General features: G+C 66.9%; 24 protein-coding genes. 15 read left to right on the top strand and 9 right to left on the bottom strand.

Going from position 1 to position 26,351, the window contains the following annotated elements:
* The first annotated feature begins 327 nt into the window (after positions 1–327).
* From ABNQ39_RS16670 to ABNQ39_RS16650, 5 genes are all read left to right on the top strand, one after another.
* Complete coding sequence (locus ABNQ39_RS16670; RefSeq protein WP_376961816.1) at positions 328–1,302, top strand: TAXI family TRAP transporter solute-binding subunit; 975 nt, start codon at positions 328–330, stop codon at positions 1,300–1,302.
* A gap of 25 nt (positions 1,303–1,327) precedes the next feature.
* A complete protein-coding gene (locus tag ABNQ39_RS16665; protein ID WP_376961814.1) occupies positions 1,328–3,418 on the top strand; it encodes a TRAP transporter permease in 2,091 nt (696 codons plus the stop codon).
* 1 nt (position 3,419) lies between these two features.
* Complete coding sequence (locus ABNQ39_RS16660; protein WP_376961812.1) at positions 3,420–3,797, top strand: DUF1850 domain-containing protein; 378 nt, start codon at positions 3,420–3,422, stop codon at positions 3,795–3,797.
* Between the two features lie 243 nt (positions 3,798–4,040).
* Entirely contained in the window at positions 4,041–5,417 is a 1,377-nt protein-coding gene (locus ABNQ39_RS16655) for a sodium:proton antiporter (RefSeq protein WP_376961809.1), read from the top strand.
* A gap of 265 nt (positions 5,418–5,682) precedes the next feature.
* A complete protein-coding gene (locus tag ABNQ39_RS16650; protein ID WP_376961806.1) occupies positions 5,683–6,837 on the top strand; it encodes an acyltransferase family protein in 1,155 nt (384 codons plus the stop codon).
* Between the two features lie 171 nt (positions 6,838–7,008).
* On the opposite strand, the gene ABNQ39_RS16645 is transcribed toward ABNQ39_RS16650, so the two are convergent.
* Positions 7,009–10,116: an efflux RND transporter permease subunit gene (locus ABNQ39_RS16645; protein ID WP_376961804.1), complete on the bottom strand. Its 3,108-nt coding sequence runs from the start codon at positions 10,114–10,116 to the stop codon at positions 7,009–7,011.
* 11 nt (positions 10,117–10,127) lie between these two features.
* On the bottom strand, positions 10,128–11,246 hold the full coding sequence (locus ABNQ39_RS16640; protein ID WP_376961802.1) for an efflux RND transporter periplasmic adaptor subunit: 1,119 nt from the start codon (positions 11,244–11,246) through the stop codon (positions 10,128–10,130).
* A gap of 90 nt (positions 11,247–11,336) precedes the next feature.
* On the opposite strand from ABNQ39_RS16640, the gene ABNQ39_RS16635 reads away from it, so the two are divergent.
* Positions 11,337–11,969 (top strand): TetR/AcrR family transcriptional regulator, encoded by a 633-nt coding sequence (locus ABNQ39_RS16635; protein WP_376961800.1) that lies wholly within the window; start codon positions 11,337–11,339, stop codon positions 11,967–11,969.
* Positions 11,970–11,975: 6 nt separating this feature from the next.
* Here the strand turns inward: ABNQ39_RS16635 and ABNQ39_RS16630 are convergent, their stop codons facing one another.
* On the bottom strand, positions 11,976–13,397 hold the full coding sequence (locus ABNQ39_RS16630; RefSeq protein ID WP_376961798.1) for an HD-GYP domain-containing protein: 1,422 nt from the start codon (positions 13,395–13,397) through the stop codon (positions 11,976–11,978).
* Positions 13,398–13,630: 233 nt separating this feature from the next.
* Here ABNQ39_RS16630 and ABNQ39_RS16625 point away from each other — a divergent pair, with 233 nt between their 5' ends.
* Positions 13,631–14,104, top strand: a complete 474-nt coding sequence (locus ABNQ39_RS16625) for a YchJ family protein (RefSeq protein WP_376961796.1) — start codon at positions 13,631–13,633, stop codon at positions 14,102–14,104.
* A 24-nt stretch (positions 14,105–14,128) separates the two neighbouring features.
* Here the strand turns inward: ABNQ39_RS16625 and ABNQ39_RS16620 are convergent, their stop codons facing one another.
* A complete protein-coding gene (locus ABNQ39_RS16620; protein ID WP_376961794.1) occupies positions 14,129–14,758 on the bottom strand; it encodes a YitT family protein in 630 nt (209 codons plus the stop codon).
* Positions 14,759–14,789: 31 nt separating this feature from the next.
* Positions 14,790–15,962 (bottom strand): amino acid aminotransferase, encoded by a 1,173-nt coding sequence (locus tag ABNQ39_RS16615; protein ID WP_376961791.1) that lies wholly within the window; start codon positions 15,960–15,962, stop codon positions 14,790–14,792.
* Between the two features lie 192 nt (positions 15,963–16,154).
* Between ABNQ39_RS16615 and kynU the strand changes: the two genes are divergently transcribed.
* The 3 genes from kynU to ABNQ39_RS16600 are packed head-to-tail and all read left to right on the top strand — an operon-like array spanning position 16,155 to position 19,026.
* A complete protein-coding gene (kynU, locus tag ABNQ39_RS16610) occupies positions 16,155–17,348 on the top strand; it encodes a kynureninase (RefSeq protein WP_376961789.1) in 1,194 nt (397 codons plus the stop codon).
* Positions 17,345–18,196 carry a tryptophan 2,3-dioxygenase gene (kynA, locus tag ABNQ39_RS16605; RefSeq protein ID WP_376961787.1) on the top strand — a complete coding sequence of 284 codons (852 nt, stop codon included), beginning with the start codon at positions 17,345–17,347 and terminating at the stop codon, positions 18,194–18,196. The genes kynU and kynA overlap by 4 nt, the downstream gene beginning before the upstream one ends.
* Positions 18,193–19,026 carry an alpha/beta hydrolase gene (locus tag ABNQ39_RS16600; RefSeq protein WP_376961785.1) on the top strand — a complete coding sequence of 278 codons (834 nt, stop codon included), beginning with the start codon at positions 18,193–18,195 and terminating at the stop codon, positions 19,024–19,026. The genes kynA and ABNQ39_RS16600 overlap by 4 nt, the downstream gene beginning before the upstream one ends.
* A gap of 30 nt (positions 19,027–19,056) precedes the next feature.
* On the opposite strand, the gene ABNQ39_RS16595 is transcribed toward ABNQ39_RS16600, so the two are convergent.
* The 4 genes from ABNQ39_RS16595 to ABNQ39_RS16580 form a co-directional block, all read right to left on the bottom strand.
* On the bottom strand, positions 19,057–19,587 hold the full coding sequence (locus tag ABNQ39_RS16595) for an AAA family ATPase (protein ID WP_376961783.1): 531 nt from the start codon (positions 19,585–19,587) through the stop codon (positions 19,057–19,059).
* A 92-nt stretch (positions 19,588–19,679) separates the two neighbouring features.
* Positions 19,680–19,835 carry a hypothetical protein gene (locus ABNQ39_RS16590; RefSeq protein ID WP_199235282.1) on the bottom strand — a complete coding sequence of 52 codons (156 nt, stop codon included), beginning with the start codon at positions 19,833–19,835 and terminating at the stop codon, positions 19,680–19,682.
* Positions 19,836–19,857: 22 nt separating this feature from the next.
* Positions 19,858–20,160: a cytochrome C oxidase subunit IV family protein gene (locus tag ABNQ39_RS16585; protein ID WP_376961781.1), complete on the bottom strand. Its 303-nt coding sequence runs from the start codon at positions 20,158–20,160 to the stop codon at positions 19,858–19,860.
* 11 nt (positions 20,161–20,171) lie between these two features.
* The gene (locus tag ABNQ39_RS16580; RefSeq protein ID WP_376961779.1) at positions 20,172–20,786 is read right to left on the bottom strand and encodes a cytochrome c oxidase subunit 3; all 615 of its coding nucleotides are present in this window, start codon (positions 20,784–20,786) and stop codon (positions 20,172–20,174) included.
* A gap of 230 nt (positions 20,787–21,016) precedes the next feature.
* Between ABNQ39_RS16580 and ABNQ39_RS16575 the strand changes: the two genes are divergently transcribed.
* The 5 genes from ABNQ39_RS16575 to mog all read left to right on the top strand — a co-directional run bounded on the left by ABNQ39_RS16575 (position 21,017) and on the right by mog (position 26,222).
* Complete coding sequence (locus ABNQ39_RS16575) at positions 21,017–21,469, top strand: c-type cytochrome (RefSeq protein WP_098738670.1); 453 nt, start codon at positions 21,017–21,019, stop codon at positions 21,467–21,469.
* A gap of 13 nt (positions 21,470–21,482) precedes the next feature.
* Complete coding sequence (locus tag ABNQ39_RS16570) at positions 21,483–22,832, top strand: cbb3-type cytochrome c oxidase subunit I (protein ID WP_376961776.1); 1,350 nt, start codon at positions 21,483–21,485, stop codon at positions 22,830–22,832.
* Between the two features lie 76 nt (positions 22,833–22,908).
* The gene (locus ABNQ39_RS16565; protein ID WP_376961774.1) at positions 22,909–23,712 is read left to right on the top strand and encodes an AAA family ATPase; all 804 of its coding nucleotides are present in this window, start codon (positions 22,909–22,911) and stop codon (positions 23,710–23,712) included.
* Between the two features lie 25 nt (positions 23,713–23,737).
* Positions 23,738–25,654, top strand: a complete 1,917-nt coding sequence (locus tag ABNQ39_RS16560) for a nitric oxide reductase activation protein NorD (RefSeq protein WP_376961772.1) — start codon at positions 23,738–23,740, stop codon at positions 25,652–25,654.
* A gap of 19 nt (positions 25,655–25,673) precedes the next feature.
* Positions 25,674–26,222 (top strand): molybdopterin adenylyltransferase, encoded by a 549-nt coding sequence (gene mog / locus ABNQ39_RS16555; RefSeq protein WP_376961770.1) that lies wholly within the window; start codon positions 25,674–25,676, stop codon positions 26,220–26,222.
* Positions 26,223–26,351: the final 129 nt, after the last annotated feature.

Here is a 26,351-nt window from a genome sequence, read left to right as displayed (position 1 = left end):
CTGAAGTCTGGCTTGCAGTCGTATGGCGTGCAGTTGGGACTTATCGCTGTCGATTGACGCGCCGTCGGCCGAAGCCGTGGTGGTGTCCGCTTCGGTCGGCGGTCTTGTGCCACAAGGATAGGGGGTGTCTGCCCTTCGAGGTCAAGGAGCCTGTGCATGGCTTGGCCGAAAGAATGGCATTGCAACCATCGTTATGTCGGATTGTACGTACTGGCGCGCAATTTTGTGGCGCGTTACAGTGGGTTGGGGCTGCCCACGCTCCGTGGGCCCAAAATAAATCCGCCCGGCAACGATCCGGGCACGGCAATGATGACGGGGAGAGCCACCATGAATCGCCCATCTGTGAAGCGTCGCGTCCTGGCCCTGTGCACGGCTGCGGGCCTCGGCGTCGGCCTTGGCCTCGCCGCACTTCCGGCGCAGGCGGAGACCTTCATCACCGTTCTGACCGGCGGCACCAGCGGTGTCTATTATCCCCTCGGCGTGGCGCTTTCCAACGTGTACGGCAAGGCGCTGCCGGGGGCGAAGGTGACCGCGCAGGCGACCAAGGCGTCGGTCGAGAACCTCAACCTGCTCCAGGCCGGCCGCGGCGAGATCGGCTTCACGCTGGGCGATTCGCTGAGCGATGCCTGGAAAGGCAACGAGGAGGTCGGCTTCAAGCAGAAGCTGGACAAGCTGCGCACCATCGCCGCCATCTATCCCAACTACATCCAGGTCGTCGCCGCCAAGGAATCGGGCATCAAGACGCTGGCCGACCTGAAGGGCAAGCGGGTGTCGGTCGGTGCGCCGAAGTCGGGGACGGAGCTGAACGCGCGGGCCATCTTCGGCGCCGCCGGCCTGACCTACAAGGATTTCGCCAAGACCGAATATCTGCCCTTCGGCGAGTCGGTCGACCTGATCAAGAACCGCCAGCTCGACGCGACGCTGATTTCCGCCGGCCTCGGCGTGGCGGCGATCAAGGATCTGTCCTCGTCCCAGGAAATCACCGTCGTCAGCATTCCGGCCGAGCTGGTGCAGAAGGTCGGCGATGCTGCCTACATCACCGAAACCATCCCGGCCGGCACCTACCCGGGACAGACGGAGGCCGTGCCGACCGCCGCGGTGCGCAACCTGCTGGTCAGCCATTCCGGTGTGTCCGACGATGCCGCCTATGCCATGACAAAGACGCTGTTCGAGAATCTCGACGCGCTGGCCGCCGCCCATGTCGCCGCCAAGCAGATCAAGCTCGACCAGACCGCCACCCAGTCGCCGGTGCCGCTGCATCCGGGCGCCATCAAGTACTTCAAGGAAAAGGGCCTGATGTAAGAATCCGATGGGCGGAGAAGCCGTGGTGAGCACAAACAAGAATCAGGCGGACTCCGAGATCCGTCAGGCCATCGACCGGGAAAATCCGGCGACGGTGGCCGCATTCGAAGGGTTCGACGGGCGGGCGGTCTTCGTCATCGCTGTCGCCTTCTCCGCCTTCCAGATCTGGACCGCTGCCTTCAACCCGGTGTCCACCATGGTGGTGCGGGCGGTCCATGTCGGTTTCCTGCTGCTGATGACCTTCACCCTGTTCGGCTTCCGCCAGACGGCGGAGCGCAGGCGGGTCCCCTGGTACGACTGGCTGCTGGGCCTGACTGCCTTCGGCGTCGGCCTCTATCACTACGTGTTCGAGGTCGACCTGATCCAGCGGGCGGGCGATCCCAACACCACCGACCTGATCGTCGGCACCATCGCGGTGGCGCTGGTGTTCGAGGCGGCGCGGCGCATCATGGGGCTGGCGCTGCCGATCATGTGCGGCGTCTTCATCCCTTACGCCCTGTTCGGCCGCCATCTGCCCTTCGGGCTCGCCCACCGCGGTTACGACCTCGATCAGGTGATCGACAATCTCTACCTGTCGACGGAGGGGCTTTACGGAACGCCGACCTTCGTGTCGGCCAGCTACATCTTCTTGTTCATCCTGTTCGGTGCCTTCCTTGAGCGCGCCGGCATGATCAAGCTGTTCAACGACGTCTCGCTCGGCCTCGTCGGTCATGCCAAGGGCGGGCCGGCGAAGGTGGCGGTGATCTCGTCCGGCCTGATGGGCACCATCAACGGCTCGGGCGTCGCCAACGTGTTGACCACCGGGCAGTTCACCATCCCGCTGATGATGCGCTTCGGCTACCGCCCGGCCTTCGCCGGTGCTGTGGAGGCGACGGCGAGCATGGGCGGGCAACTGATGCCGCCGGTGATGGGGGCGGCGGCCTTCATCATGGCGGAAACCATCGGCGTGCCCTACAGCGAGGTCGCCATCGCCGCGGCGATCCCGGCGATCCTCTATTTCGGCAGCGCCTTCTGGATGGTCCATCTGGAGGCGGGGATGCGCAACCTCGTCGGGCTGCCCAAGGACCAGTGCCCCAGCGCGCTTCGTGCCGTGGTGGAGGGCTGGTACCTGATCCTGCCGTTGGCGGCGCTGGTCTATCTGCTGTTCTCCGGCTTCACGCCGCTGTTCGCCGGGGTGATCGGTATCGCGGCAACCGCGGCACTGATCCTCGGCACCACCATCGTCGGCACCATCGGGCCGATGGCGTTGCGTGTCGCCTTCTGGGTCGCGGTCGGTCTGGTCGCCGCCGGACTGCGGAAGTTGGGGTTCCGGACCGAGCATCTGGCCTTCACCATGGTCGTGCTGCTCATCATCCCCTGCCTGCTGTTCAAGGGCGGCCGGGAGACGCTTACGCTGGTGGTGAACAGCATCGCCGACGGCGCCAAGAACGCGGTCGGCGTCGGCGTCGCCTGCGCGCTGGTCGGCGTGCTGATCGGCATGATGACGCTGACGGGGCTTGCCTCCAGCTTCGCCTCCACCATCGTCGACTGGTCGGGCGGCAACCTGCTGGCGGCGCTGGTGCTGACCATGATCGCCTGCATCGTGCTGGGCACCGGCCTGCCGACGACGGCCAACTACATCATCACCGCGTCGATTGCGGCGCCGGCACTGCTGACCATGGGCGTGCCGCTGATGGTCAGCCACATGTTCGTCTTCTATTTCGGCATCATGGCCGACCTGACCCCGCCGGTCGCTCTGGCGGCGCTGGCGGCCTCGTCGATCTGCAAGGCCGACCATATGGAGATCGGCTGGATCGCGACGCGGGTGGCCATGGCGGGCTATGTCGTGCCCTTCATGGCCGTCTACGACCCGGCCCTGGTTCTGCAAACCGGGAACTGGCTCGCAGTGGCCTATGTGTTCGTCAAGGCCTGCGTCGCCATCGCCCTGTGGGGGGCCGCCACCATCGGCTTCTTCTGGACGCCGCTGTCGCTGGTCGCCCGCCTCTATGCCGCGGCGGCGTCCTTCCTGTTCATCGTGGCTCTGCCGCTGACCGACGAGGCCGCCTTCGTCATGACCGGCCTGTTCCTGCTGTGGCAGCACCGGCGCCGGAGCGTGCCGACCGCCGCCGCGGCGTGAGGTGAGCGGCCTCTGCCTGTTCGCCCTCGGCGGCGCGCTGCTGGCGTCGCTGCCGGGGACGGCCTTCACCCTGTCCTGGACTCACTCCATCGAAAAGACGGAGTGGCGGGAACAATGGACCGTCGAAGCGGGACTGTTGCGCCTGAATGAGGCCCGCATCCGCGGCACCGGTGCGGGCATGGAGCCCGGCCCGGATGCCCGGATGACCGCAGATGGCTGGATGGTCTGGAAGCCGGACCTGCCGCCGCAGGACAGCGTCACGCTGGCGGCATCCGGCTTCACCGCAGAGCATCGGCTGTGTGCGGGCAGCGAGTGTCGGCCGCTGTCCGGCTGGACGGGGAGGGTGGACAGGGCCATCACCTTGCGAGCCTGCCCATAGGGCCTGCGCATACCCGCATACGAAAGTTTGTGTCGCCGCCGCCCCTTCCGGCTTGGCTTACGCTGCGTCAATCCGCATACTCCCGTTCCTTTCGTCAGCCTATTTTCCGGACCGATGATCACTTCCCAAACGCACCGACGCCGCCCATCCATCCTCCCGACCGCTCTTCCAGCGCTGTTCTGGGGGGCGCTCGCCGTCGGCGGCGGCGTGCTACTGGGCACGCATGGGGTGCAAGCAGCGGAGGTGGCGGCTGAGGTCGCCCATGCCGGCGTGCCGCATCTGGACGGACGGTTGATGAGTGCGGCGTGGGTGGTGCCCTTCGCGGGAGTCCTGCTGTCGATCGCGCTGTTCCCGCTGCTGGCGCCGATGGTCTGGCACCATCATTTCGGCAAGATTTCGGCTGCCTGGGCCCTGGCCTTCCTGGTTCCCTTCGCCGCGACCTTCGGGGTCGAGCTTGCCACCTACGAGCTGCTGCACACGGTCCTGCTGGAATACATCCCCTTCATCGTTCTGCTGACCGCGCTGTTCACGGTGGCGGGCGGCGTGCGGCTGGCGGGATCGCTGGTGGGGACGCCGATGGCCAACACGGTCGGGCTGGCGCTGGGCACCGTGCTGGCCAGCCTGATGGGCACCACCGGCGCCTCGATGCTGCTGATCCGCCCGCTGCTGCGCGCGAACGAACATCGGCGCCACAAGGTCCACACGGTCGTCTTCTTCATCTTCCTGGTGTCGAATGTCGGCGGGTCCCTGACCCCGCTGGGCGACCCGCCGCTGTTCCTTGGCTTCCTGAAGGGCGTCGATTTCTTCTGGCCGACGGTGCATCTGCTGGCGCCGATGGCCTTCCTGTCGGGCCTGCTGCTGGCGATCTATTTCGCGCTCGACCTCTTCCTGCACACCCGCGATCCCGGCAAGCACCCGCTGATCGAGGGCGTGCACGAGCGCGAGCCGATCCGCATCGAGGGCAGCGTCAACCTGCTGCTGCTGGTCGCCATCGTCGGCGCGGTGCTGCTCAGCGGCATCTGGCATCCGGGAACGGGCCTCACGCTGTATCATGTGCCGGTGCCGCTTGAGACCATCGTGTCGAATCTGCTGCTGCTGGGCATCACCGGCCTGTCGCTGGCGCTGACCAGCAAGCAGAGCCGCCGCCTGAACGGTTTCAGCTGGGGTCCGATCCTGGAGGTGGCGAAGCTGTTCGCCGCCATCTTCCTGACCATCATTCCGGCCATCGCCATCCTGCGGGCCGGCACCGACGGCGCGTTGGGCGCCATCATCTCCGCGGTGAACGAGGGCGGGAAGCCGAACCCCGCCGCCTATTTCTGGGCGGCCGGCATCCTGTCCAGCTTCCTCGACAACGCGCCGACCTACCTGATCTTCTTCAACACCGCCGGCGGCGACGCCAAGGTGCTGATGACGGATCTGTCGCTGACGCTGACCGCGATCTCGGCCGGTGCGGTGTTCATGGGTGCCAACAGCTATATCGGCAACGCTCCCAACTTCATGGTCAAGGCGATTGCCGAGGAGCGCGGCGTCGCCATGCCCAGCTTCTTCGGCTATATGGCGTGGTCCTTCGGCATCCTGGTGCCGTTGCTGGGGCTGACCACATTGGTCTTCTTCCTGTAACGGTCCTCAATCTGTAACAGCCTGCAACGAAACCAATCGTCACCGCCACCGTTAACCCGCACTGGGGCCGCCTTGCCGTTCGACATCGGACGGGTATCGCGCGGCGTAACGGCTGGAGGGTGACGTGGTTTCGATGGGTCTCGGCTGGAACACGGGTGCGGGCTTCAAGACGGGACGGCCGATGACCGCGCCCAGGCAATCTCGCTCGGACCAAATCCCACCGGCGGGGCAGGGGCCATCGGCCTGAGCGGCCGGAGCCTGCGCCATGAGCACGCAGACCAACCCCGGCCACCTCCACTCCCTGACCCCGCTGCGCGGCATCGCGGCCTTGTGGGTGGTGCTGTACCACTACAGCTTCCAGTATTTCCCCAACCTGCACCCGGACAGCTACACGCATCTGGTGCAGAAAGGATATCTGGCCGTCGATCTGTTCTTCATGCTCAGCGGCTTCGTGCTGACGCATGTCTATCACGGCACCTTTACGGACTCGGTCGGCGACAAATATTGGAGCTTCCTGCGGGCGCGCATCGCCCGGCTCTATCCGCTGCATCTGGCGGTCCTGCTGCTGTTCGTGGCGACGGCGCTGGCCGTCCGCGCGGTGGAATACGCCGCCACCGGCAGCTTCCCGGCAATTCCGCTGAAAGGGGCTGAATCGGTCTGGGCGCTGGTCGCCAACCTGTTCATGCTCCAGGGCCTCTATGCCAGCATGCTGAGTTGGAATTACCCGGCTTGGTCGATCAGCCTGGAGTTCATGGCCTATCTGGTCTTCCCCTTCGCGCTGCCCTGGGTCTGGCGGTCGAGCGGCCGGACGCAGGCCCTGCTGGCGGTCGGTGCGCTGGCGACGCTCTTTGCGCTGGCCTGGACGACGCAGGACAATCTGAACCAGTGGGACGGGCCGCAGACCCTGCTGCGCTGCCTGCCGGAATTCCTGCTGGGCACCCTGCTCTACAGCGCCTTCCGTAGCGGGCTCGCCGCGCCGGTGCTGTCGAGCGACCTGACGATGGCCGGGGTGGTGGTGGCGATCCTGCTGCTTCTGCACACCGGCGGGCCGGACCTGCTGGCTGTGCCCCTGTTTGCCCTGCTGATCCTGGCGGCCGTCGCCAACCACGGCCGGGCCGCAGGCATGCTGAATGTCCGGCCGCTGGTCTGGCTGGGCGACGTGTCCTATTCGCTTTATCTCATCCACGGCTTCGTCGAATATGTGACCACGCGGCTGCTGGGGTTGGGGCTGGGCATCTATGACCGCAAAGCGCTGCCGGGCGGCTGGTCGATGGCGCTCATGCTGGCGATGGTCACGGCCTGCCTGCTGATGGCCGGCCCAGCCTATCGCCGGATCGAGGTCGGTGGCCGACGCCTGCTGCGGGAGGGCTCGAGCTTCGGCCGGCTGACGCTGGCGACCGCGGGCAGGCGGGCGAACTGACGCCTAAAAAAAATGCGCCCGGAGGCTGAGGCCGCCGGGCGCAAAGGCACAGTACGAAAGAGGATCATCAGCAGTGATGATGCAATCGGGAGATCGATTGTGGCGCCACCCTGTCACGGACGACACGTGCGCCCCTTGACCGCGGTCAAGCTTGAGCAAAAGAGTAGGGCATCAATCCCCCAACGCCGGCTTCGGCAGCGCGCCTCCCATGCCGTTGTCCTCCACCTCCTCCCGCTCCGGCCGGGGCACGCGGAACCATGCTGCGTAGAGGGCCGGCAGGAAGAAGATCGTCAGCACGGTGGCACCGGCCAGACCGCCCATGATGGCGACCGCCATTGGCCCCCAGAAGACGCTCTGCGTCAGCGGGATCATGGCGAGGATCGCCGCTGCTGCCGTCAGGGCGATGGGGCGGGCGCGGCGCACCGTCGCCTCGACGATGCTCTCCCAGCGGGACCGGCCGCTGCGGATATCCTGCTCGATCTGGTCGACCAGGATGACCGAGTTGCGCATGATGATGCCGGCCAGCGCGATGACGCCCAGCATGGCGACGAAGCCGAAGGGCAGGTTGAACAGCAGAAGCGAGGCGGTGACGCCGATCAGCCCCAGCGGAGCGGTCAGCAGGACCATGAACACGCGCGAGAAGCTCTGCAATTGCAGCATCAGCGTGGTGATCATGATCAGCAGCATCACCGGCATCATGGCGTTGATCGAGTCCTGCCCCTTGGCGCTCTCCTCGATGGCGCCGCCCATGGTGATGGCATAGCCGTCGGGCAGGGTGGCCCGCAGAGCATCGAACTGGCCGTTCAACTGGGTGCTGACCACCGGGGCCTGCAAGCCGCCGGTGACGTCGCCCTTGACCGTTATCGTCGTCTCGCGCGCCCGGCGCCACAGCACCGGTTCCTCAAGCTCGTAGCGCACGGTGGCGACCTGGCTCAGGGGAACGGTGGTGCCGCGCCCGGTGCGGATGTTCAGCTCGCCCAGGCGGGAGAGGTCCATCCGCTCCTCCGGCGTGGTGCGCAGCAGGACGCCGATCAGTTCGGTGCCCTCGCGGTACTGGGTGACGGACATGCCGTTCAGCAGCAATTGCAGGGCGTTGGACAGATCCTGCTTCGACACGCCCAGCGCACGGGCCTTGGCGGTGTCCACCTCCAGCCGGATGCGCTTGGACAGCTCGTCCCAATCCAGATGGACGTTGGCGGTGTTGGGGTGGGCGCGCATGGTGTCGCGCACCTGATAGGCGATCTTGCGGATGGTCGCCGGGTCCTCGCCGGTGACGCGGAACTGCACGGGGTAGCCGACCGGCGGGCCGTTCTCCAGGCGGCCTATGCGGACGCGGGCGGCCGGGAAGTCGGACTCCAAAGTCGGCTCCAGCCGCTGCATGAAATGCTCGCGCTCCTCCAACCCCTTGGTCATCACCATGAACTGGGCGAAGTTGGCGGTTTCCAACTGCTGGTCGAGCGGCAGGTAAAAGCGCGGCGACCCGCCGCCGGTGTAGGCAACCCAGTAATCGACGTCCGGGTCCTTGGCTAGCACCGCCTCCATCCGCTTCACTTCGGCGGCCGTCGCCTCGAAGGAGGAGCCTTCGGCGAGCCGGACGTCGATCAGCAGTTCCGGCCGGCTGGCCGACGGGAAGAACTGCTGCTGGATATGGCCGAAGCCGACGAGTGCGGTGACGAAGGCCGCCACCGTCACGCCGATGGTGACCCAGCGCGCCCGCACGCAGGCCTCGATCATGTTGCGCAGGATGCGGTAGGCGCGGGTGTCGTAGATGTCCAGCTCGTGCCCGTCCGGCACCACATGCTTGGGCTTGGGCAGCAGCAGCCAGCCGAGATAGGGGGTGAAGATCACCGCCACCACCCAGGACAGCAGCAGCGACAGCGCCACCACCCAGAAGATCGAATTGGTGTATTCGCCGGCGGCCGAGGCCGCGAAGCCGACCGGCACGAAGCCGGCGGCGGTGACGATGGTGCCGCTCAGCATCGGGAAGGCGGTGGAGGTGTAGGCGAAGGCGCCGGCCTTCAGCCTGTCCCAGCCCTGTTCCATCTTCACCACCATCATCTCAACCGCGATGATGGCGTCGTCCACCAGCAGGCCGAGCGCGATGATGAGGGCGCCCAGCGAAATGCGCTGCAAATCGATGTGAAGGATTTGCATCGCCACCAGCGTCATCGCCAGCACCAGCGGCACCGCCAGCGCCACGACGATGCCGGTGCGCCAGCCCAGGCTGACGAGGCTGACCAGGATGACGATGCCCAGCGCTTCGGCCAGCGATTCCATGAATTCGCCGACGGAATGTTCGACCACCTTCGGCTGGTCGGCGACCTGCGCCACCTCCAGTCCGACCGGCAGTTCGGCGCGGACCTTCTCCATCGCAACGTCGAGCTGTTCTCCCAGCTTCAGCACGTTGCCGCCCTTCGCCATGACGACGCCCAGGCCGATGGCGTCGCGACCGTTGTAGCGCAGGGTGTAGCGCCGCGGTTCGACATAGCCGCGCTTGACCTCCGCCACGTCGCCGATGGTCAGCAGCCGGCCACCGCTCTCCACCGGGATCGCGCGCACCGCCGCCGCGGTGTCGAGGCCGAGGTCGAGGCGGACATAGACGCGCTGCGATCCGGTATCGACGTCGCCCGACGCGGCGATGGCGTTCTCGCGCTGGAGCGCCTGGATCACCGAGTCGACCGGCAGACCGAAGCTGGCGAGCCGCTGGCTGGAGATCTCGACATAGACGCGCTCCTCCTGCGGAGCGATCAGGTCGATCTTCTCGACGCCCGGCAGTTTCAGCAGACGGGCGCGCGCCTGCTCCGCGACTTTCTTCAGCTGGGCAGGGGTGAAATCCTCGCCCATGAAGGCGTAGATGCCGGAATAGACGTCGCCGAATTCGTCATTGAAGAAGGGGCCGATCACGCCGTCCGGCAGCGTCTGGCGGATGTCGCCGATCTTCTTTCGCACCTGATACCACAAATCCGCCACCAGCTTCGGCGGGGTGGAATCCTTCAGCTGGACGAAGATCACCGACTCGCCGGGCTTGGAATAGCTGCGGGCGACGTCGTAGTAGGGAACCTCCTCCAGCTTCTTCTCGATGCGGTCGGTGACGAACTGTTCCACCTCGCGCGCCGTGGCGCCCGGCCATTGGGTGCTCACCACCATCACCTTGAAGGTGAAGGACGGATCCTCCGCCCGGCCCAGGGTCTTGTAGGCCAGCGCACCGGCCAGGACGCTGGCGAGCATCATGAACAGCACCAGCGTGCGGTGGGCAAGCGCCCAGGCAGACAGATTCATGCGGGAGTGGTTCATCGCGCCGGCTCCGTCCAGACGCGGACCTTCTGGCCGGCGTCGAGCTTGTGCACTCCGGCGGTGACGACGCGTTCGCCGTCCTTCAGCCCGCCGCCGATCAGAGCGAGGTCGCCGGCATAGGCGGCGACGGTGACGGGACGCAACTCCAGCCGGTCGTCCGGCGCGGACAACACCCAAACCGCCGGCTTCTGCTCCCGCTGCGCCAAAGCGCTCAGCGGCAGGCGGGCGATGGGAGCGCCATGGTCGGCGGCGGCGATGACGGTCGCGGTCATGCCGAGCTGGACCGTGGGCGGCGGATCGGTCAGCGCGATCTTCGCCTGGAAGGTCCGGGTGTTGGCGTCGGCGCTGGGCGAGACCTCGCGCAGGCGGCCGGCGATGCTTTGGCCCGGATGCGACCACAGCTCCACCGCCAGCTTCTGGCGGGGCAGGGCGGCGACGCTCTGCTCGGGGATGTTCGCCACCGCCTCCAGGCTGCCCAGCCGGGCGACGCGCAGAGCGGTCTGTCCGGATGCGACGACCTGTCCCGGCTCGATCAGAGTCGCGGTGACGATGCCGGCCTCCTCCGCCACGAGCGTGGCATATTGGGCGGAGTTGTCGAGGACGCGCAGCTGCGCTTCCACCTCGCGCACCTTGGACTCCGCCTTGTCCAGCGTCGTCTTGCGGCGGTCGTATTCCTGGCGGGTGGTCCATTCACCCTGGCGCAGGCTGGCGTAGCGCTGGAAATCGCTGCGGGCGTTGGCGGCGTCGGCCTTGGCGGAGGCGAGCTGCGCCTGCGACGCGCGGATCTGCAATTGAAGATCGGTGGGGTCGAGGCGCGCCAGCGGCATGCCGGGTTCGACGCGGGTGCCGACCTCCACCAGCCGGGCGGTCACCTTGCCGCCGACGCGGAAGCCGACATCGGCCTCCACCCGCGGACGGATCACCGCCGGGTAGCGGACGCTGTCGACCAGCGGTTCCAGCGTGACGGTGGCGACACGGACCGGCCGCACCTCTGCTTCCGCCGGGGTGGAAGCGGACTGCGTTTCGTTGCAGCCGGCAAGCAGGCCCGCCACCGTCAGAAGCGCCGTTGTCGCCATGACGGCGGACGCGAGCCGCCTTTCGCGGAACAGGGCCATACCACGTCTCCCCACTGGACTGGACTGTATCGTACTGTTACCGTCCTACTCCGGCCCCCAGCCAACGTCAAGAGTGAACGGTACAGTTCAGTGCAGTCATCGGAGCAGAAAGCGTCCCATCCCGCCCCGTCGCTCGACACGAAGGCGGAACAGATCGTCGCCGCCGCGCGGGAGGTGTTCCTGGAACTCGGCTATGCCGCCACGTCGATGGATCAGGTCGCGCAACAGGCACGGGTGTCCAAGACGACGCTCTACACCCGCTTTCCATCGAAGGAGGAGCTTTACACCGCGGTGATCTCCGCCGAATGCGAGCGGCGCGGCCTGCGCTTTGCGCCGGAGATGTTCGACGGGATGCCGTTGCGCGATGTCCTGATCCAGGTCGGCCGCCGTTTCACCGACCTGCTGTGGTCGGATGCGGCGATCCGCGTCCATCAGGCGGTGGTGGGGGAGGCGACGCGGATGCCGCTCGCCGCCCAACTCTATTTCCAGGCGGGGCCGGAGCAGGGGATCGCCAATTTCGTCGCCCTGTTCACCCGGCTGAACGACCGCGGTGCGATCGCCACCGACGATCCGGCCTTCGTCGCCCGGCAGTTCCTGTCCGCCATGCAGGGCGGCGCTTATTGCCAGCTGGTACTCGGCCTCTGTCCCGTACCGACGGAGGAGGAGCGCCATGCCTTCGTCGACAAGGCGGTTGACCTGTTCCTGCGCGGACTCGCCGCGTGACTCTGTTTACGCCAGCTTGAAATAGCGCGTCACCAACCCGCGCAGCTCCTCCCGAACCCCATCGTCGCCAAGGGCGGTCAGCCGCTCGTGCAGGCCGGCGGCGATGGCGGTGAAGCGGGCGAGCACCGCCGGGTCGAAATGCCGGCCGGCGCCCTCGGCCAGAATGTCCATGGTCGCGGCGTAGGACATCGGCTCCTTGTAGGGGCGGCGCGAGGTCAGCGCGTCGAACACGTCGGCGACGGCGAAAATGCGGGCGGCAATCGGGATCGCCTCTCCCGTCAGACCGTTGGGATAGCCCGACCCGTCGAATTTTTCGTGATGGCCGCCGACCACATCGGCCGCGTCGGCCAGCCAGTCGGACGAGCCGACGATGTCCAGCCCATGGACGACATGGGTCTTCATCACCGCGAACTCCTCCGCATCCAGCTTGCCGGGCTTCAGCAAGATGCTGTCGGGAATGGCGATCTTGCCGACATCGTGCAGGAAGGCGCCCTTCACCAGCTTGCGGATCGCCGCGTCCTCCACCCCCAGCGCCTCGGCCAGACGGATGGCGAGGACCGTCACCCGGTAATTGTGGGCGTTGGTGTCGCTGTCGCGCTTGGCGATGGCGCTGCCCAGCGCGCTCAGCATGCCGATGTTGGCATCGAGCAGGCCGCGCGACAGCCGCAGGATGCCCCGGTTGTAGGAGCTGAAGATCGGCAGGAGGACGAGCGCGGTCACAAGAACCGACAGGGAAGAAACGGCGACGACGGTGGCGGTGTCACGCAGGATCTCATGGGACCGGCGGGATGAAAGCTGGAAAACGCTTTCGAAATAACCGAGCAGCCGGCCGTCGGAATCGAGCAGCGGTTCCATCGTCTGGATGAAGATCTGTCCGTCCATCGTGAAGCGGTCGTAAATGGAATCCCCGTCGGTTGGGAAGCCATGCCGGGTGGCGGACATCCGCTGTTCCGCCCACTCCGCCCCGGACGCGATGTATTCGGCCGTCTTTCGCTGTTCCGGGGTGTAAAGCTCCGCGACGATGAAGCGGCCGTCACCATGGTTCAGGCGCAGTCCGTTGCGGCTGGCCATGAAATGTTGCAGCGACGCCTCCAGATCGGAATCGGCGACACCGGCGGCCAGCGATGTGCGGGTTTCGGTGAGAAACGCCGCCGATTCTTCCCGCGCCAGTTCTACCACCCGGTTATCGGCAATCTCGACTTCGACCAGAAAGGCGATGCCGCCGACCGCGAGCGCCAGGAACAGGGCAATGCCGGCCAGACGCAGCAGAACCGCGCCGGGGGTGGGCAGGCGCATCGCCGCCACGTCGGAATGGCGGTCGGGCACTGTTCTGAAAAGCAGGCTGAGACGCCGCCGCTCGCCCTTTGCCGTCATCGTCATGCCCGTCCGCAACTTTCCTGTCTGCAACGTCTCTGTCTGCGCGCTCATCGCCATAATCCGTTTGCGGCATATCCAGGTCGCAAGGCAGGCCGATCTGGACGATGCCGATGCCAAGCGTCACTATTGCCGGCCATGCCGTGCAGGGATCGAGACCTGGTTCCCCCTGCGCGAATCCAGCCTCCGCCCCAGAATCCGGCGGGAAATGTTGAGACGGCGTTAAGTTTTGCCGGGCACTGTGCCGCAGGCCGTTTCTCGATGCTCATGGAAGGAGCCGTTTCGTGATGTCCGTCTGCCCCTGCGGTTCCGGTCTGGCCTTCGACCGCTGCTGCGGCCCGATCCTGGCGGGGGAGCCAGCCCCCAGCGCGGAAGCGCTGATGCGGTCGCGCTACACCGCCTTCGTCCGCCGCGACATCGACCATATCGAGCAGAGCTGCGTGCCGGAAACCCGTGCCACCTTCAGCCGTGCCGATGTGGAGCGGGTGGCGGACGAATGCGACTGGGGTCCGCTGACCGTCATGAAGGCGGAGGAGACCGGCGACGACGGGATGGTCGAGTTCTTTCTGACCTTCCACCGCGATGGCGAGGAGTGGCCGCTGCACGAGCGGTCGCGCTTCCGCCGCGTCGACGGCCGCTGGTTCTATGTCGACAGCGTCCTGAACCCGAAGGACCCGCCGCGCCGCGTGGTGAAGGTCGGCCGCAACGATCCCTGCCCTTGCGGCTCGGGGAAAAAGCACAAGGCCTGCTGCGGGCGCTGACCCGACGCCCGCAGCGGTCACCCCTCAGCTGATGCCGAGATAGCGGCCCGGCTTGTGGTTGATCGCCAGCGTGACGTTGACGATGGTCGCCCCCAGCACCGACAGCAGAAGCCGATCCGGCGCCAGGACGAAGAAGGCGCCGGCCAGGATCGCGAAATCGACGCCCAGCTGGAAATAGCCGGCGCGGATGCCGTAGGTCTCCTGCAGATAGATCGCCAGGATGTTGACGCCGCCCAGACCGGTGCGGTGGCGGAACAGCATCAAGAGGCCGGTGCCGCACAGGCCGCTGCCCACCACGGTGGCATAGACCGGGTCCAGATGGGTGAAGCCCACCCACTGGTCGGTCAGGCGTGAGAACAGCGTCACCAGCGCCACGGCGATGAAGGTGCGGGCGGTGAATTTCCAGCCCAGTCGCTTCCAGGCCAGCCAGTAGAAGGGCAGGTTGATCGTGAAGAAGATGATGCCGAACTGGACCTTGGTGACATAGCTCAGCAGCAGCGCCAGCCCGGCGGTGCTGCCGGTCAGCAGCATCGTCTTGGAATAGATCAGCATGCCCAGCGCGATGAACAGCGTGCCCATCAGCATGGCGAGCGCGTCTTCATAGAGCTGGTGACGCTCCGCCGCGGCGGGCGGAGCCTGGAGGGTCGCGGCCATCGTCGTCTGTCCCCGGATCAAACCACAGGGCTCAACGGAGAGCGGCGAACTTCGCGACCACATCGTCCACCTCGGCCGTCTTCAGGCCGGCGATGTTGATGCGGCCGGAGGTCGGCATGTAGATGGCGTGGTCGGCGCGCAGACGCAGCACCTCCGCCTCGGTCAGCGGCAGCAGCGAGAACATGCCCTCCTGCTCCGCCACCGCGGCCAGGGCGGGGAAGGCGCCGGCCAGGCCGGCGGCCAGCTTGCGGCGGATGCCGGCGATGCGGGCGCGCATGACGTCCAGTTCCGCAATCCAGTCGGCGGTCAGGGCGGCGTCGCTCAGGATGGTGCGGACCACGGCGGCGCCATGGTCGGGCGGCATCGAATAGCTGGTGCGGGCCAGCGCCATCAGGTTCGATTTGGCGAGGTCGGCGGCCGCCGGTGCCGCAGCGACGGCGAAGATGGCGCCGGTGCGCTCGCGGTAGAGGCCGAAGGACTTCGACGACGACACGGCGACCAGCGTTTCCGGCACGACGCCGATCAGGTGGCGCAGCCCCTCGGCATCCTCGTCCAGACCGCGGCCGAAGCCCTGGTAGGCAAGGTCGACCAACGGCAGGACGCCGCGCGTCTCCAGCACCGTCGCCAGTTCCTTCCACTGGTCGAGCGACAGCGGCGCGCCGGTCGGGTTGTGGCAGCTGCCGTGCAGCAGGGCGACGTCGCCGGGCTGCGCCGCCTCGAACGCCGCGATCATGCGGTCGAACAGCACGGTCTGGCCGGCGGTGTCGAAGAAGGGATAACTCACCACCTCAAGGCCGGCGGCGGCGAAGATGCCGACATGGTTGGGCCAGGTCGGCTGGCCGACCAGCATCCGCTTCGACCCGCCGCGCAGGACGAGGTCGGCCGCCAGCCGCAGCGCGCCCGATCCGCCGGGGGTCTGCACGCCGGCCGTGGCGACCTTGGTGCCGGCGCCCCCGCCGACCAGCGACCACAGCCGCTCCAGATAGCCGGCGTCGCCTTCCAGCCCCAGGTAAGCCTTGCTGTCCTGCCCGTCGAGCAGCAGCCGTTCCGCCGCCTTCACCGCGCGGAAGACCGGGGTGCGCCCTTCCTCGTCCCGGTAGACCCCGACGCCGAGATCGACCTTGCCCGGCCGCGGATCCTGCTTGTACAGCCCGATCAGGGCGAGCAGGGCATCGTCGGGCTGGCGGGAAAGCGCGTTGAACATGGCGGTTCGTCCGGTCCTTGGTGATGGGGAAGGCAGGGGTGCGGCCGGCTGGTCCGGCCGGTGCGATCCTCCACTTTCGCGGCCGCCGGGACAATGATGAATTCATATCGTCTGATACGCTTAAGCATCGCAACAATTTGCAATGGCAGCGATGGGCGGGCATCCTTTGCCGGGGAAGGAGCAGTCAGATCGATGACCGATTTTCAGAAGACCCGTGCCCGGTTCCGCATTCCCGACGGCGTGATCTATCTCGACGGCAACTCGCTGGGACCGCTGCCCATCGGGGTGGAGGAGCGGGTGGCCCGCACCCTCGCCCAGGAATGGGGCGGCCAGCTGATCCGCGGCTGGAACGGCGCCGGCTGGATGGTGCAGCCCGGCAAGGTCGGTGACCGCATCGCCCGGCTGATCGGCGCGCCGTCCGGCAGCGTGGTGGTCGGCGATACCCTGTCGATCAAGGTCTATCAGGCGCTGGCCGCGGCACTGGCGATGCGACCCGACCGCCGGGTGATCCTGTCCGACAGCGGCAACTTCCCCACCGACCTCTACATGGCCGAGGGGCTGATCGAGACGCTGGGCCGCGGCCATGTCCTGAAGACGGTGGCGCCGGAGGAGGTGGAGGCGGCAATCGGCGAGGACGTCGCCGTCCTGATGCTGACCCAGGTCGATTACCGGACCGGCCGGCTGCATGACATGGCGGCGCTGACCGCCAAGGCCCATGCGGCGGGGGTGGTGACGGTGTGGGACCTCGCCCATTCCGCCGGTGCGCTGCCGGTCGATCTGGCCGGTGCCGGAGCCGACTTCGCGGTCGGCTGCACGTACAAATATCTGAATGGCGGACCGGGAGCGCCGGCCTTCATCTATGTCGCTGCGCAGCATGCGGCGACGGCTCGGCCGGCCCTGTCCGGCTGGATGGGGCATGAGGCGCCCTTCGCCTTCGATCCCTCCTACCGTCCCGGCGCAGGGGTGGAGCGCATGCGCGTCGGCACGCCGCCGGTGATCGCGCTGGCGGCACTCGACGCAGCGCTGGATGTGTGGGGCGAGGTCGGGATGGCCGACATCCGCAGCACCTCCATTGCGCTGTGCGACCTGTTCATCGAACTGGTCGAGGCGCAGTGCCCGATGCTGGAGCTTGTCTCCCCGCGCGACGGCAACCGGCGCGGCAGTCAGGTGTCGTTCCGCCATAGCCAGGGCTACGCCATCATGCAGGCGCTGATCGACCGCGGCGTGATCGGCGACTTCCGGGCGCCGGACGTGCTGCGCTTCGGCTTCACCCCGCTCTATATCGGCGAGGCGGAGGTGCGCGGCGCCGTCGCCGTGCTCAAACAGGTGATGGATGGCGGGCTTTGGGACCGGCCAGACTACCACAGGAAGGCGATGGTGACATGAGCGGGCAGGATACGAAGAAGCCCTACGATCCGGCGGCGGAGGGGGCAGAGATGGCCTTCGACGGGCGGATGTCCTATGGCGACTATCTGCAGCTGGACCGCATCCTGGGTGCGCAGGCTCCGCGCTCCACCGCCCATGACGAGATGCTGTTCATCGTCCAGCATCAGACGTCGGAGCTGTGGATGCGGCTGGCCGTCTACGAGATCCGCGCCGCCCGCGAGGCGGTCCGCGAGGACAGGCTGTCGCCCGCCTTCAAGATGCTGACCCGTGTCGCCCGCATCTTCGAGCAGCTGAACTCGGCCTGGGACGTGCTGCGGACGATGACGCCCAGCGAATACACCCGCTTCCGCGACGATCTCGGCCAGTCCTCCGGCTTCCAGTCCTACCAGTACCGGGAGATCGAGTTCCTGCTGGGCAACCGCAATCCGGCGATGCTGCGCCCCCATGCCCACCGGCCGGACATCCATGCCCTGCTGGAACAGGAGCTGTCGCGACCCAGCCTGTATGACGAGGCGCTGCGCCTGCTCGCCCGCAACGGCATTCCGGTTCCGGCCGACGTGCTGGAACGCGACGTGTCGCAGACCCACCAGCCCCATGACGGCGTGACCGAGGCATGGCGGATCATCTATCAGTCGCCCGAAACCCATTGGCCGCTCTACGAGCTTGCCGAGAAGCTGGTCGATTTCGAGGATTACTTCCGGCGTTGGCGCTTCAACCATGTCACGACGGTGGAACGGGTGATCGGCTTCAAGCGCGGCACCGGCGGGACCGGCGGCGTGTCCTATTTGCGTAACATGCTGGCGGTGGAGCTTTTCCCGGAACTCTGGCGGGTGAGGACGGTGCTGTGACGGATTTGCGCAGGATCACTGATTGGGACGACGCCTACAGCAACGGTGCCCACATCCCCGGCGGCGACGCCTACCCCGCACGCTGGGCGGAGCGGGCCGCGGCCTTCCGGACCGAACTCGCCGCCGATGGACGGGCGGAACTGGACCTGCCCTATGGCGAGGGGGAGCGGGAACGCTACGACCTGTTCCGGCCGGAGGGGGCCGCCAAGGGCACCGTGGTCTTCGTCCATGGCGGCTATTGGATGGCCTTCGACAAGGCGCGCTGGTCGCATCTGGCCGCCGGGCCCCTCGCCCAGGGGTGGGCGGTCGCCATGCCCAGCTACACGCTGTGTCCCGAAAAACGGATCGCCGGCATCACCCGGCAGATGGCGCAGGCGGTGGAGGCCGTCGCGGGGGCGGAGGCCGGGCCGTTGCGCCTGACCGGCCATTCCGCCGGCGGCCATCTGGTCAGCCGGCTCGTCTGTGCGGACGCCCCGCTGTCGGATAAGGTTCGGGCGCGGGTGGAGCATGTCGTCTCCATCAGCGGGCTGCACGACCTGCGCCCGCTGCTCAACACCCGCATGAACGCCACGCTGCGCCTGGACGAGGCGGAGGCCGTGGCGGAAAGCCCAGCGCTGCTGCGCCCGCAGCCCGGCATCGGCATCACCTGCTGGGTCGGGGCGGACGAGCGGCCGGAATTCGTCCGCCAGACGGAGCTGCTCGCCAATGTCTGGCTCGGGCTGGGAGTGGCGACCGGGTTGCAGCTGGCCGTGGGGAGGCATCACTTCGACGTCATCGACGATCTTGCCGATCCGGAGTCCGATCTGGTTGCGGCGTTGCTTGGCCTTTAACGCATTCCGCCGGGGCGGAGAGAAGCCGGGCTATCGCTCCAGCCCCCATAGCCGGTAGCAGTCCTTGATCGCGCGGATGGAGGGCAGGCGAATTTTCGGCAGGTCGGCCTGATCGAACCGGGCGGCATTGCGGCTTCGGTTCCGGGGGGTAACGACGGCGATGTGATGGATCATGTCCCATTTGACGCTGTCGCGCCCGCCATCCAGTGCGCCGAGCCGTTCGCGCTCGAACCAGGTTCGGCGGAAATACCGCAGCAGGCTGGCCGGCATGGCGATGTCCAGCATGATCAATCCGGTCGCCCGCGCGAAACGCTGCTGCATACAGACGGAGTAGTTTCCATCCATCACCCACCGGTCGCCGCAGATGGCGTCGTCGTGCAGGCGGACGAACTCTTCCCTGGGGCGGGGCTCCCAGTCGGTGCCGGGTCGATGGTAAAGCTGATCGAGGTGAATGACCGTCAGGCCGCACTTCCGTCCGATGGCCGACGCTAGGGTGGATTTGCCGCTGTTGGACGGTCCCAGGATGCAGATGCGCTGTCCCAAATCCTCAAGCTGCATCATTTCCGCTTTTCCCGCCCAACGCCGATCCGAACCGGCGATCTTACGCATACGGATCGTCGGGTCCAGCGTGGACGATGGCGGGCGGGTTCCGATTATTGGGTGAAGAACATCGCGGCGAACACGGCGGCGGTAGCGGCGATCACCGTCACCAGCCCGTTGCGTCCCAATGCGCGCTGGCGGTAGAGCGCCACCGCCATGGTGATGACGGCGATGCTGGTCAGGATCAGGCCGAGCTTGGCTTCGGTCATGGCGGCTTCCCCCGGTCTTTGTTCAGTGCTGGCCGACCCAGCCCAGGGCGCCGGCGGCGGTGATCAGCAAGATGGCTCCGCACAGCAGGACCAGCCATCCGGTCATCAGAAACCGCCAGCCCGGACCGGCATGGTCCAACTCCAGATAATGCAGCAGGATTTCCCGCCCCTTCGTCACCGCCAGCGCCAGCAGCAGCGCCGTCCCGGCGATGCCGACGCTGCCGCCCGCATCGCCATGGCGCGCGAACAGCAGGGTGACGGCGGTCAGCCCCATCAGGATCAGCCAGGACAGCGTCAGCCGGTCGATCTTCTTGAGAAATGTCATGGCCTGTCCTCTCAGCGGATCAGATAGACGAGCGGATAGAGGATCACCCAGACCAGATCGACCATGTGCCAGAAGGCCGCTCCCGTCTCCAGATTCTCCACCAGCGTGTCGGGGCCGGAGCGGCCGACCAGCAGCAGGATGACGATGCCCAGCACCACATGCAGGGCGTGGAAGCCGGTCAGCAGGAAATAGAGGGTGAAGAAGCTGTCGGTGTCGATGGTCAGCCCGGCGCCCAGCGTCGCCGAATATTCCACCGCCTTCACCGCCAGGAACACCGACCCGACGGCCGCCGCCATCAGCATCGCCCGGCGGGCCTGCGGTACGGCACCGCACCTGCCGGCGGCAACCCCCTTGGCGGCCAGATAGCCGCTGGTCACCAGAACCATGGTGTTCAGCGCACCGGCGGTTCCGTTCAAATGGGCCTGACCGGCGGCAAAAATCGCCGGATCCAGCACGCGGGCGACAGCGAAGCCCAGGAAGGCGACGCCGAACACAGCCAGTTCGCTGAAGATCAGGATCCACATCATCAGGTTGCCGGGCAGGGCGGCAAGGCCGCTTCCCCGCACCATCGGACCCGCGGCTTCCGCACCGCCGGTCTCCAGGCCCGTCATCTCAACGTCGGCCATGTCCACTATCCAAAGCTTGTCATCATGTACGCGAATGATAAAGCGGCGATCCGCGGACCGGCTTGACCGCGGTCAAGGAATGCCCTCCTGCCACGGTCAATTATTCGCCCGACCCGTGGCGGTAGGACGCTGCGACGCCCGGCTTCCCGCCTCCGGCTTCGCGCACCCGACGCCCTTCCGAACCGACCCCCTCTCGACCGACAGATCGAGATTTCCAGGGATCCCGAGCGATGACCGAACGCTTCACCAAGGCGGCCGCGCGAAACATCTTCTATGGCGGATCGCTGTTCTTCTTCGCGACCTTCGTCGCGTTGACCGCGCTCAGCCACAACTACATCGTCAATACCAGCACCGATAAGAAGACGCTGTCCGAAGCGGTCGTGCGCGGCAAGCATGTGTGGGAGAAGAACGCCTGCATCAACTGCCACACGCTGCTGGGCGAGGGCGCCTATTTCGCCCCCGAGCTGGGCAATGTCTGGCTGCGCTACGGCGGCGACAAGGATCCTGAGGGTGCCGTGATGGCGCTGAAGGGCTGGATGGCGGCACAGCCGTCCGGAATCGAAGGCCGGCGCCAGATGCCGCAGTTCCACCTGACCGAAGGCGAGGTCGAGGATCTCGCCGCGTTCCTGGAATGGACCAGCCGGATCAACACCCAGAACTGGCCGCCCAAGCTGTCGGGCTGAGGAGATTTCCGTCATGAAGTACGAATCGCAAAAAGTCGCCATCTATTACTTTGCGGCGGCCATGGGGCTGTTCGGTGTGCAGATCCTGGTGGGTCTCCTGGCCGGTACCGTCTATGTCCTGCCCAACACGTTGTCGGAGCTTCTGCCCTTCAACATCATCCGGATGATCCACACCAACTCGCTGATCGTCTGGCTGCTGATCGGCTTCTTCGGCGCCGCCTACTATCTCGTGCCCGAGGAGGCGGAGACCGAGCTGTACAGTCCGAAGCTGGCGCTGATCCAGCTCGGCCTGTTCGTGTTCGGCGCGCTGGCGGCGGTCGTCGGCTATGTCTTCCGCATCCATGAGGGGCGGGAGTTCCTGGAACAGCCGCTGTGGATCAAGGCCGCCATCGTCGTCGTCGCGCTGATGTTCCTCTACAACATCACGATGACGGTGATGAAGGGCCGCCGCACGGTCATCACCAACATCCTGCTGGTGGGCATGTGGGGCATCGCGCTCTTCTTCCTGTTCTCCTTCTACAACCCGGCGAACCTGTCGCTGGACAAGATGTACTGGTGGTACGTCGTCCATCTGTGGGTCGAGGGCGTGTGGGAACTGGTCCTGGCCTCCATCCTCGCCTTCCTGATGATCAAGATGACCGGCGTCGACCGTGAGGTCGTCGAGAAGTGGCTGTACGCCATGGTCGGTCTCGCTCTGTTCAGCGGCATCCTCGGCACCGGCCACCATTATTACTGGATCGGCACGCCCGGCTACTGGCAGTGGATCGGCTCGCTGTTCTCCACGCTGGAAGTCGCCCCCTTCTTCACCATGGTCGTCTTTGCCTTCATGATGGTGTGGAAGAGCGGCCGCCGTCACCCGAACAAGGCGGCGATGCTGTGGTCGCTGGGTTGCGCGGTCTTCGCCTTCTTCGGCGCCGGGCTGTGGGGGTTCCTGCACACGCTGGCCCCGATCAACTACTACACCCACGGCACCCAGGTCACCGCGGCGCACGGGCACCTCGCCTTCTACGGCGCCTATGCGATGATCAACCTCGCCATCATCACCTACGCCATGCCCTATCTGCGCGGCAAGCAGCCCTACAACCAGATCCTCAACATGTGGAGCTTCTGGCTGATGAGCGGCGGCATGGCCTTCATGACCTTCGCCCTGACCGTGGCCGGCGTGGTGCAGACCCATCTGCAGCGGGTCCTGGGCATGAGCTACATGGAGGTTCAGGAGCAGATCGCGCTGTTCTACTGGATGCGGCTGGGTGCCGGTTTCGCCGTGGCGGTGGGCGTCGCGCTCTACCTCTACGCCGTCTTCGGCCCGGCCCGCGAGGAACGGCCCGCTTCGATCCCGGCCAGCTACCAGCCGGCCGAGTGACGTTCCCTCCGGCCCCTGCGACCCACCGGATGTCCGGTCGGCGCAGGGGCCGTCTCTTTTACGGAGTTCCCTCGCGATGCCCGACAGCGCCGTCCCCATCCTGCCGTCCCTGCCGTTCTACCAGCCGACCGCCGACGAGTGCGCGCTGTTCGAGCATGCCTACACTCACCGTCTGCCGCTTCTGCTGAAGGGGCCGACCGGCTGCGGCAAGACCCGTTTCGTCGCCCACATGGCGGCCAAACTCGGCCGGCCGCTCTACACCGTGTCCTGCCACGACGATTTGACCGCCGCCGACCTGACCGGCCGGTATCTGCTGAAGGGCGGCGACACCGTCTGGGCGGACGGCCCGCTGACCCGTGCCGTGCGCGAGGGCGCCATCTGCTATCTCGACGAGGTGGTGGAGGCGCGCAAGGACGTCACCGTCGTGCTGCACCCGCTGACCGACGACCGCCGCATCCTGCCGCTGGACCGCACCGGCGAAACGCTGGAGGCGCCGCCGGGCTTCATGCTGGTGGTGTCCTACAACCCCGGCTACCAGAATGTGCTGAAGGCGCTGAAGCCCAGCACTCGCCAGCGCTTCCTGGCCGTCGAGTTCGATTTCCCGCCGCCGGAGCGCGAGATTCCCATCGTCGCGACCGAAAGCGGCCTGCCCGAGAACCGCGTCGCTCCGCTGGTCCGCCTCGCCAATGCGCTCCGCGCCCTGAAGGGCCAGGATCTGGAGGAGGGCGTTTCGACCCGCCTGCTGATCTACTGCGCCACGCTGATCCGTTCCGGCATGAAGCCCGAGCGCGCCATTCGTGCCGCCCTGATCGAGCCGCTGACCGACGACCCGGACATCCGCGCCGCCCTGCTGCGCGTCGCCGAGGTCACGCTGGGCTGATCGGAAAGGGCGGAGGGCAATCGCCATGCTGGAGTTTTTCGAGCCGGAAGAGACCGTCGGCCGTTTGTGGCACCGCCTGATCGGCGGGCGGTCGAGCTATCCGCACCATCCCGACGCCGCGGTAACGCTGGAAGCGATGCGTCCACGGCTGGCGGTGTTCTTCCGGGCGCTGGGCGGCGACCGCGGCGTTCGGCTTGCCGCCGGAAGCGCGTCGGTGTCGGGGCACCGGCTGTCGCTGCTCGGCCGCATCGGGCTGGGGGAAGAGCGGGTGGAGCGGGCGGCACTGGACGGCAATGTGCTCCAGTTGCCCACCGCCATCGACCTGTTCCCCGACACCGCCCTGAACGAGCGGCTCTATGAATGGCTGGCCGCCTTCTTCGCCCATGCCGAGGCCGAGCCGGCCCCCGCCGACCCGTTGCAGGCCGATGTGCAGGCGCTCCGCAGCGCCGCCGCCGCCACCGCACGGGTTCTGACGCGCTGGCCCGGCCTTTCCCGCATGCATGCGGAACTGGCCGCCGCCGTCGCTGCCATCCGCCCCGCCCGCCGCCTGCCGCCGGTCGAGGCCGATGTCGAGCGCGCCGTCCTGGCGCTGCTCGGGGCCAGTGCTGTCACCGGCGACGGCGCACGCATGCTGGCGCCGGGCGCTCCGCTGTCGGATTTCACCGCCCCTTACGGCTATGCCCGCATGTTGCCGGTGCCGCTGTGGGGGCTGGTGTCGCCAAGCGTCGGCCGTGACGCTTCCGCTGCCGTCGAAAGCCCCGGCGAGGGCGGACAGGCGGCCGAGGGCGACCAGCGCCGCCGGGCCGCGACGCGCCGGCAGACGGACCAGATACAGCGCAACGACCCGCTGATCCTCAACCGCTTCGAAAAGATGCTGAGCCTCGCCGAGGCGCTGAACATCCCGCGTGCGGTCGATGACGACGATGCGGAGAATGCCCGCAAGGCCGCCGACGATCTGGACGAGATCGCCGTCGGCGCCCACCAGCGCAAGGCATCGACCACGCTGAAGCTCGACCTCGACCTCGGAGCGCCGGTGGTCGACGACACGCCACTGGCGGCGACCCTGACCTATCCGGAATGGGATCATGGCCGGCAGGCCCATCTGCCCAACCACTGCCGGGTGATCGCTGAAACCGCACCGGCCGACGGCGAGTCCTGGCAACCCGATGCCGCCGCCCTGCGCCGCATCCGTCAGGTGCGCCGCCAGTTCGAGGCGTTGCGCCCACGCCGCATGCTGTTCACCGGCCAAGCCGACGGCGACGATCTGGATCTGGCCGCCCTGGTGCGCAGCCGGGCCGATCTCCAGGCCGGCGGCTGCGGCAGTGACCGCGTGCACCAGCAGGTGCGCAGCGCCGCCCGCGATCTGGCGGTGGCGGTGCTGGTCGATGGCTCGCTGTCCACCGACGGCTGGATCGAGGGCCGGCGGGTTCTGGATGTCGAGAAGGAGGCGCTGCTGGCCCTGAGCCATGGGTTGACCGCCTGCGGCGACGACCATGCGCTCTATTCCTTCACGTCGCGCCGGCGCAACTGGGTTCGGGTCCAGACGCTGAAAGGCTTCGAGGAACCGCTGGGCCCCACCGTCACCCGCCGGATCGGTGCGCTGAAGCCCGGCTATTACACCCGCATGGGGGCGGCGATCCGTCACGTGACCAGCCAGCTTGCCGACCGGCCGAACCGGCACCGGCTGCTGGTTCTGCTGACCGACGGCAAGCCGAACGACGTCGATCATTACGAGGGCCGTTACGGCATCGAGGACACGCGGCAGGCGATCCGCGAGGCACGGCGCGACGGGCTGGCGGTCTTCGCCATCACCGTCGATGCGCAGGCCCGCGACTATATCCCGTATCTGTTCGGACGCGGCGCCTATGCCATATTCCCGCAGGTTTCCCACCTGACCAAGGCGTTGCCGGCGCTCTACCGCCAGGTCGCCTGCGCCGCCTGACCGAAAAGGACCTTCAAACATGACCGCACCGGTGAAGATCGGCCCCGTGAAGATCGGTATCGTCACCATCTCCGACCGTGCCAGCCGCGGCATCTACGAGGACAAGGGCGGCCCGGCGATCAATGAGGAGCTGTCGCGCATCATCTCCTCCCCCTGGGTGGCGGAGGCGCGGGTGATCCCGGACGAGCTGGACCTGATCGCCTCCACCCTGGTCGAGCTGTGCGACGTCGCCGGCTGCGGTCTGGTGGTGACCACCGGCGGCACCGGCCCGGCCCCGCGCGACGTGACGCCGGAGGCGACGGAACGGGTCTGCGACAAGATGATGCCGGGCTTCGGCGAACTGATGCGGTCGGTCAGCCTCCGCGTGGTGCCCACCGCGATCTTGTCGCGCCAGACCGCCGGCATTCGCGGGAGCAGCCTGATCGTCAATCTGCCGGGCAAGCCGTCCGCCATCCATGATTGCCTGGACGCGGTGTTCCCCGCGATCCCCTATTGCCTGGATTTGATCGGTGCCGGCCGGATCGAAACCGATCCCGAGATCTGCGTTTCCTTCCGCCCAAAATCCTGATTTTTAAAGTCATTACACTTAGTGTGGAAATAAAAGGGGCATGCGACAAAATAGCGTTCGGTAGTTCCACTTGACGGCGGTCAAGCATCGATCTCGGGGGCAGGAGGAATATTCCCTCACAAGAAACAT

It is taken from the genome of Azospirillum sp. A26 (assembly GCF_042604635.1).
Lineage (GTDB): Bacteria > Pseudomonadota > Alphaproteobacteria > Azospirillales > Azospirillaceae > Azospirillum > Azospirillum palustre.
The sequence above is the reverse complement of the archived record's forward strand: the minus strand, read 5'-3'. Positions and strand labels throughout refer to the sequence as shown.

Coding starts and splice junctions, on each gene's coding strand:
- ABNQ39_RS16670 (WP_376961816.1), top strand. CDS start 328: ATGAATCGCCCATCTGTGAAGCGTCGCGTCCTGGCCCTGTGCACGGCT.
- ABNQ39_RS16650 (WP_376961806.1), top strand. CDS start 5,683: ATGAGCACGCAGACCAACCCCGGCCACCTCCACTCCCTGACCCCGCTG.
- ABNQ39_RS16645 (WP_376961804.1), bottom strand. CDS start 10,116: ATGAATCTGTCTGCCTGGGCGCTTGCCCACCGCACGCTGGTGCTGTTC.
- ABNQ39_RS16640 (WP_376961802.1), bottom strand. CDS start 11,246: ATGGCCCTGTTCCGCGAAAGGCGGCTCGCGTCCGCCGTCATGGCGACA.
- ABNQ39_RS16630 (WP_376961798.1), bottom strand. CDS start 13,397: ATGAGCGCGCAGACAGAGACGTTGCAGACAGGAAAGTTGCGGACGGGC.
- ABNQ39_RS16625 (WP_376961796.1), top strand. CDS start 13,631: ATGTCCGTCTGCCCCTGCGGTTCCGGTCTGGCCTTCGACCGCTGCTGC.
- ABNQ39_RS16620 (WP_376961794.1), bottom strand. CDS start 14,758: ATGGCCGCGACCCTCCAGGCTCCGCCCGCCGCGGCGGAGCGTCACCAG.
- ABNQ39_RS16615 (WP_376961791.1), bottom strand. CDS start 15,962: ATGTTCAACGCGCTTTCCCGCCAGCCCGACGATGCCCTGCTCGCCCTG.
- kynU (WP_376961789.1), top strand. CDS start 16,155: ATGACCGATTTTCAGAAGACCCGTGCCCGGTTCCGCATTCCCGACGGC.
- kynA (WP_376961787.1), top strand. CDS start 17,345: ATGAGCGGGCAGGATACGAAGAAGCCCTACGATCCGGCGGCGGAGGGG.
- ABNQ39_RS16595 (WP_376961783.1), bottom strand. CDS start 19,587: ATGATGCAGCTTGAGGATTTGGGACAGCGCATCTGCATCCTGGGACCG.
- ABNQ39_RS16590 (WP_199235282.1), bottom strand. CDS start 19,835: ATGACCGAAGCCAAGCTCGGCCTGATCCTGACCAGCATCGCCGTCATC.
- ABNQ39_RS16585 (WP_376961781.1), bottom strand. CDS start 20,160: ATGACATTTCTCAAGAAGATCGACCGGCTGACGCTGTCCTGGCTGATC.
- ABNQ39_RS16580 (WP_376961779.1), bottom strand. CDS start 20,786: ATGGCCGACGTTGAGATGACGGGCCTGGAGACCGGCGGTGCGGAAGCC.
- ABNQ39_RS16575 (WP_098738670.1), top strand. CDS start 21,017: ATGACCGAACGCTTCACCAAGGCGGCCGCGCGAAACATCTTCTATGGC.
- ABNQ39_RS16570 (WP_376961776.1), top strand. CDS start 21,483: ATGAAGTACGAATCGCAAAAAGTCGCCATCTATTACTTTGCGGCGGCC.
- ABNQ39_RS16565 (WP_376961774.1), top strand. CDS start 22,909: ATGCCCGACAGCGCCGTCCCCATCCTGCCGTCCCTGCCGTTCTACCAG.
- ABNQ39_RS16560 (WP_376961772.1), top strand. CDS start 23,738: ATGCTGGAGTTTTTCGAGCCGGAAGAGACCGTCGGCCGTTTGTGGCAC.
- mog (WP_376961770.1), top strand. CDS start 25,674: ATGACCGCACCGGTGAAGATCGGCCCCGTGAAGATCGGTATCGTCACC.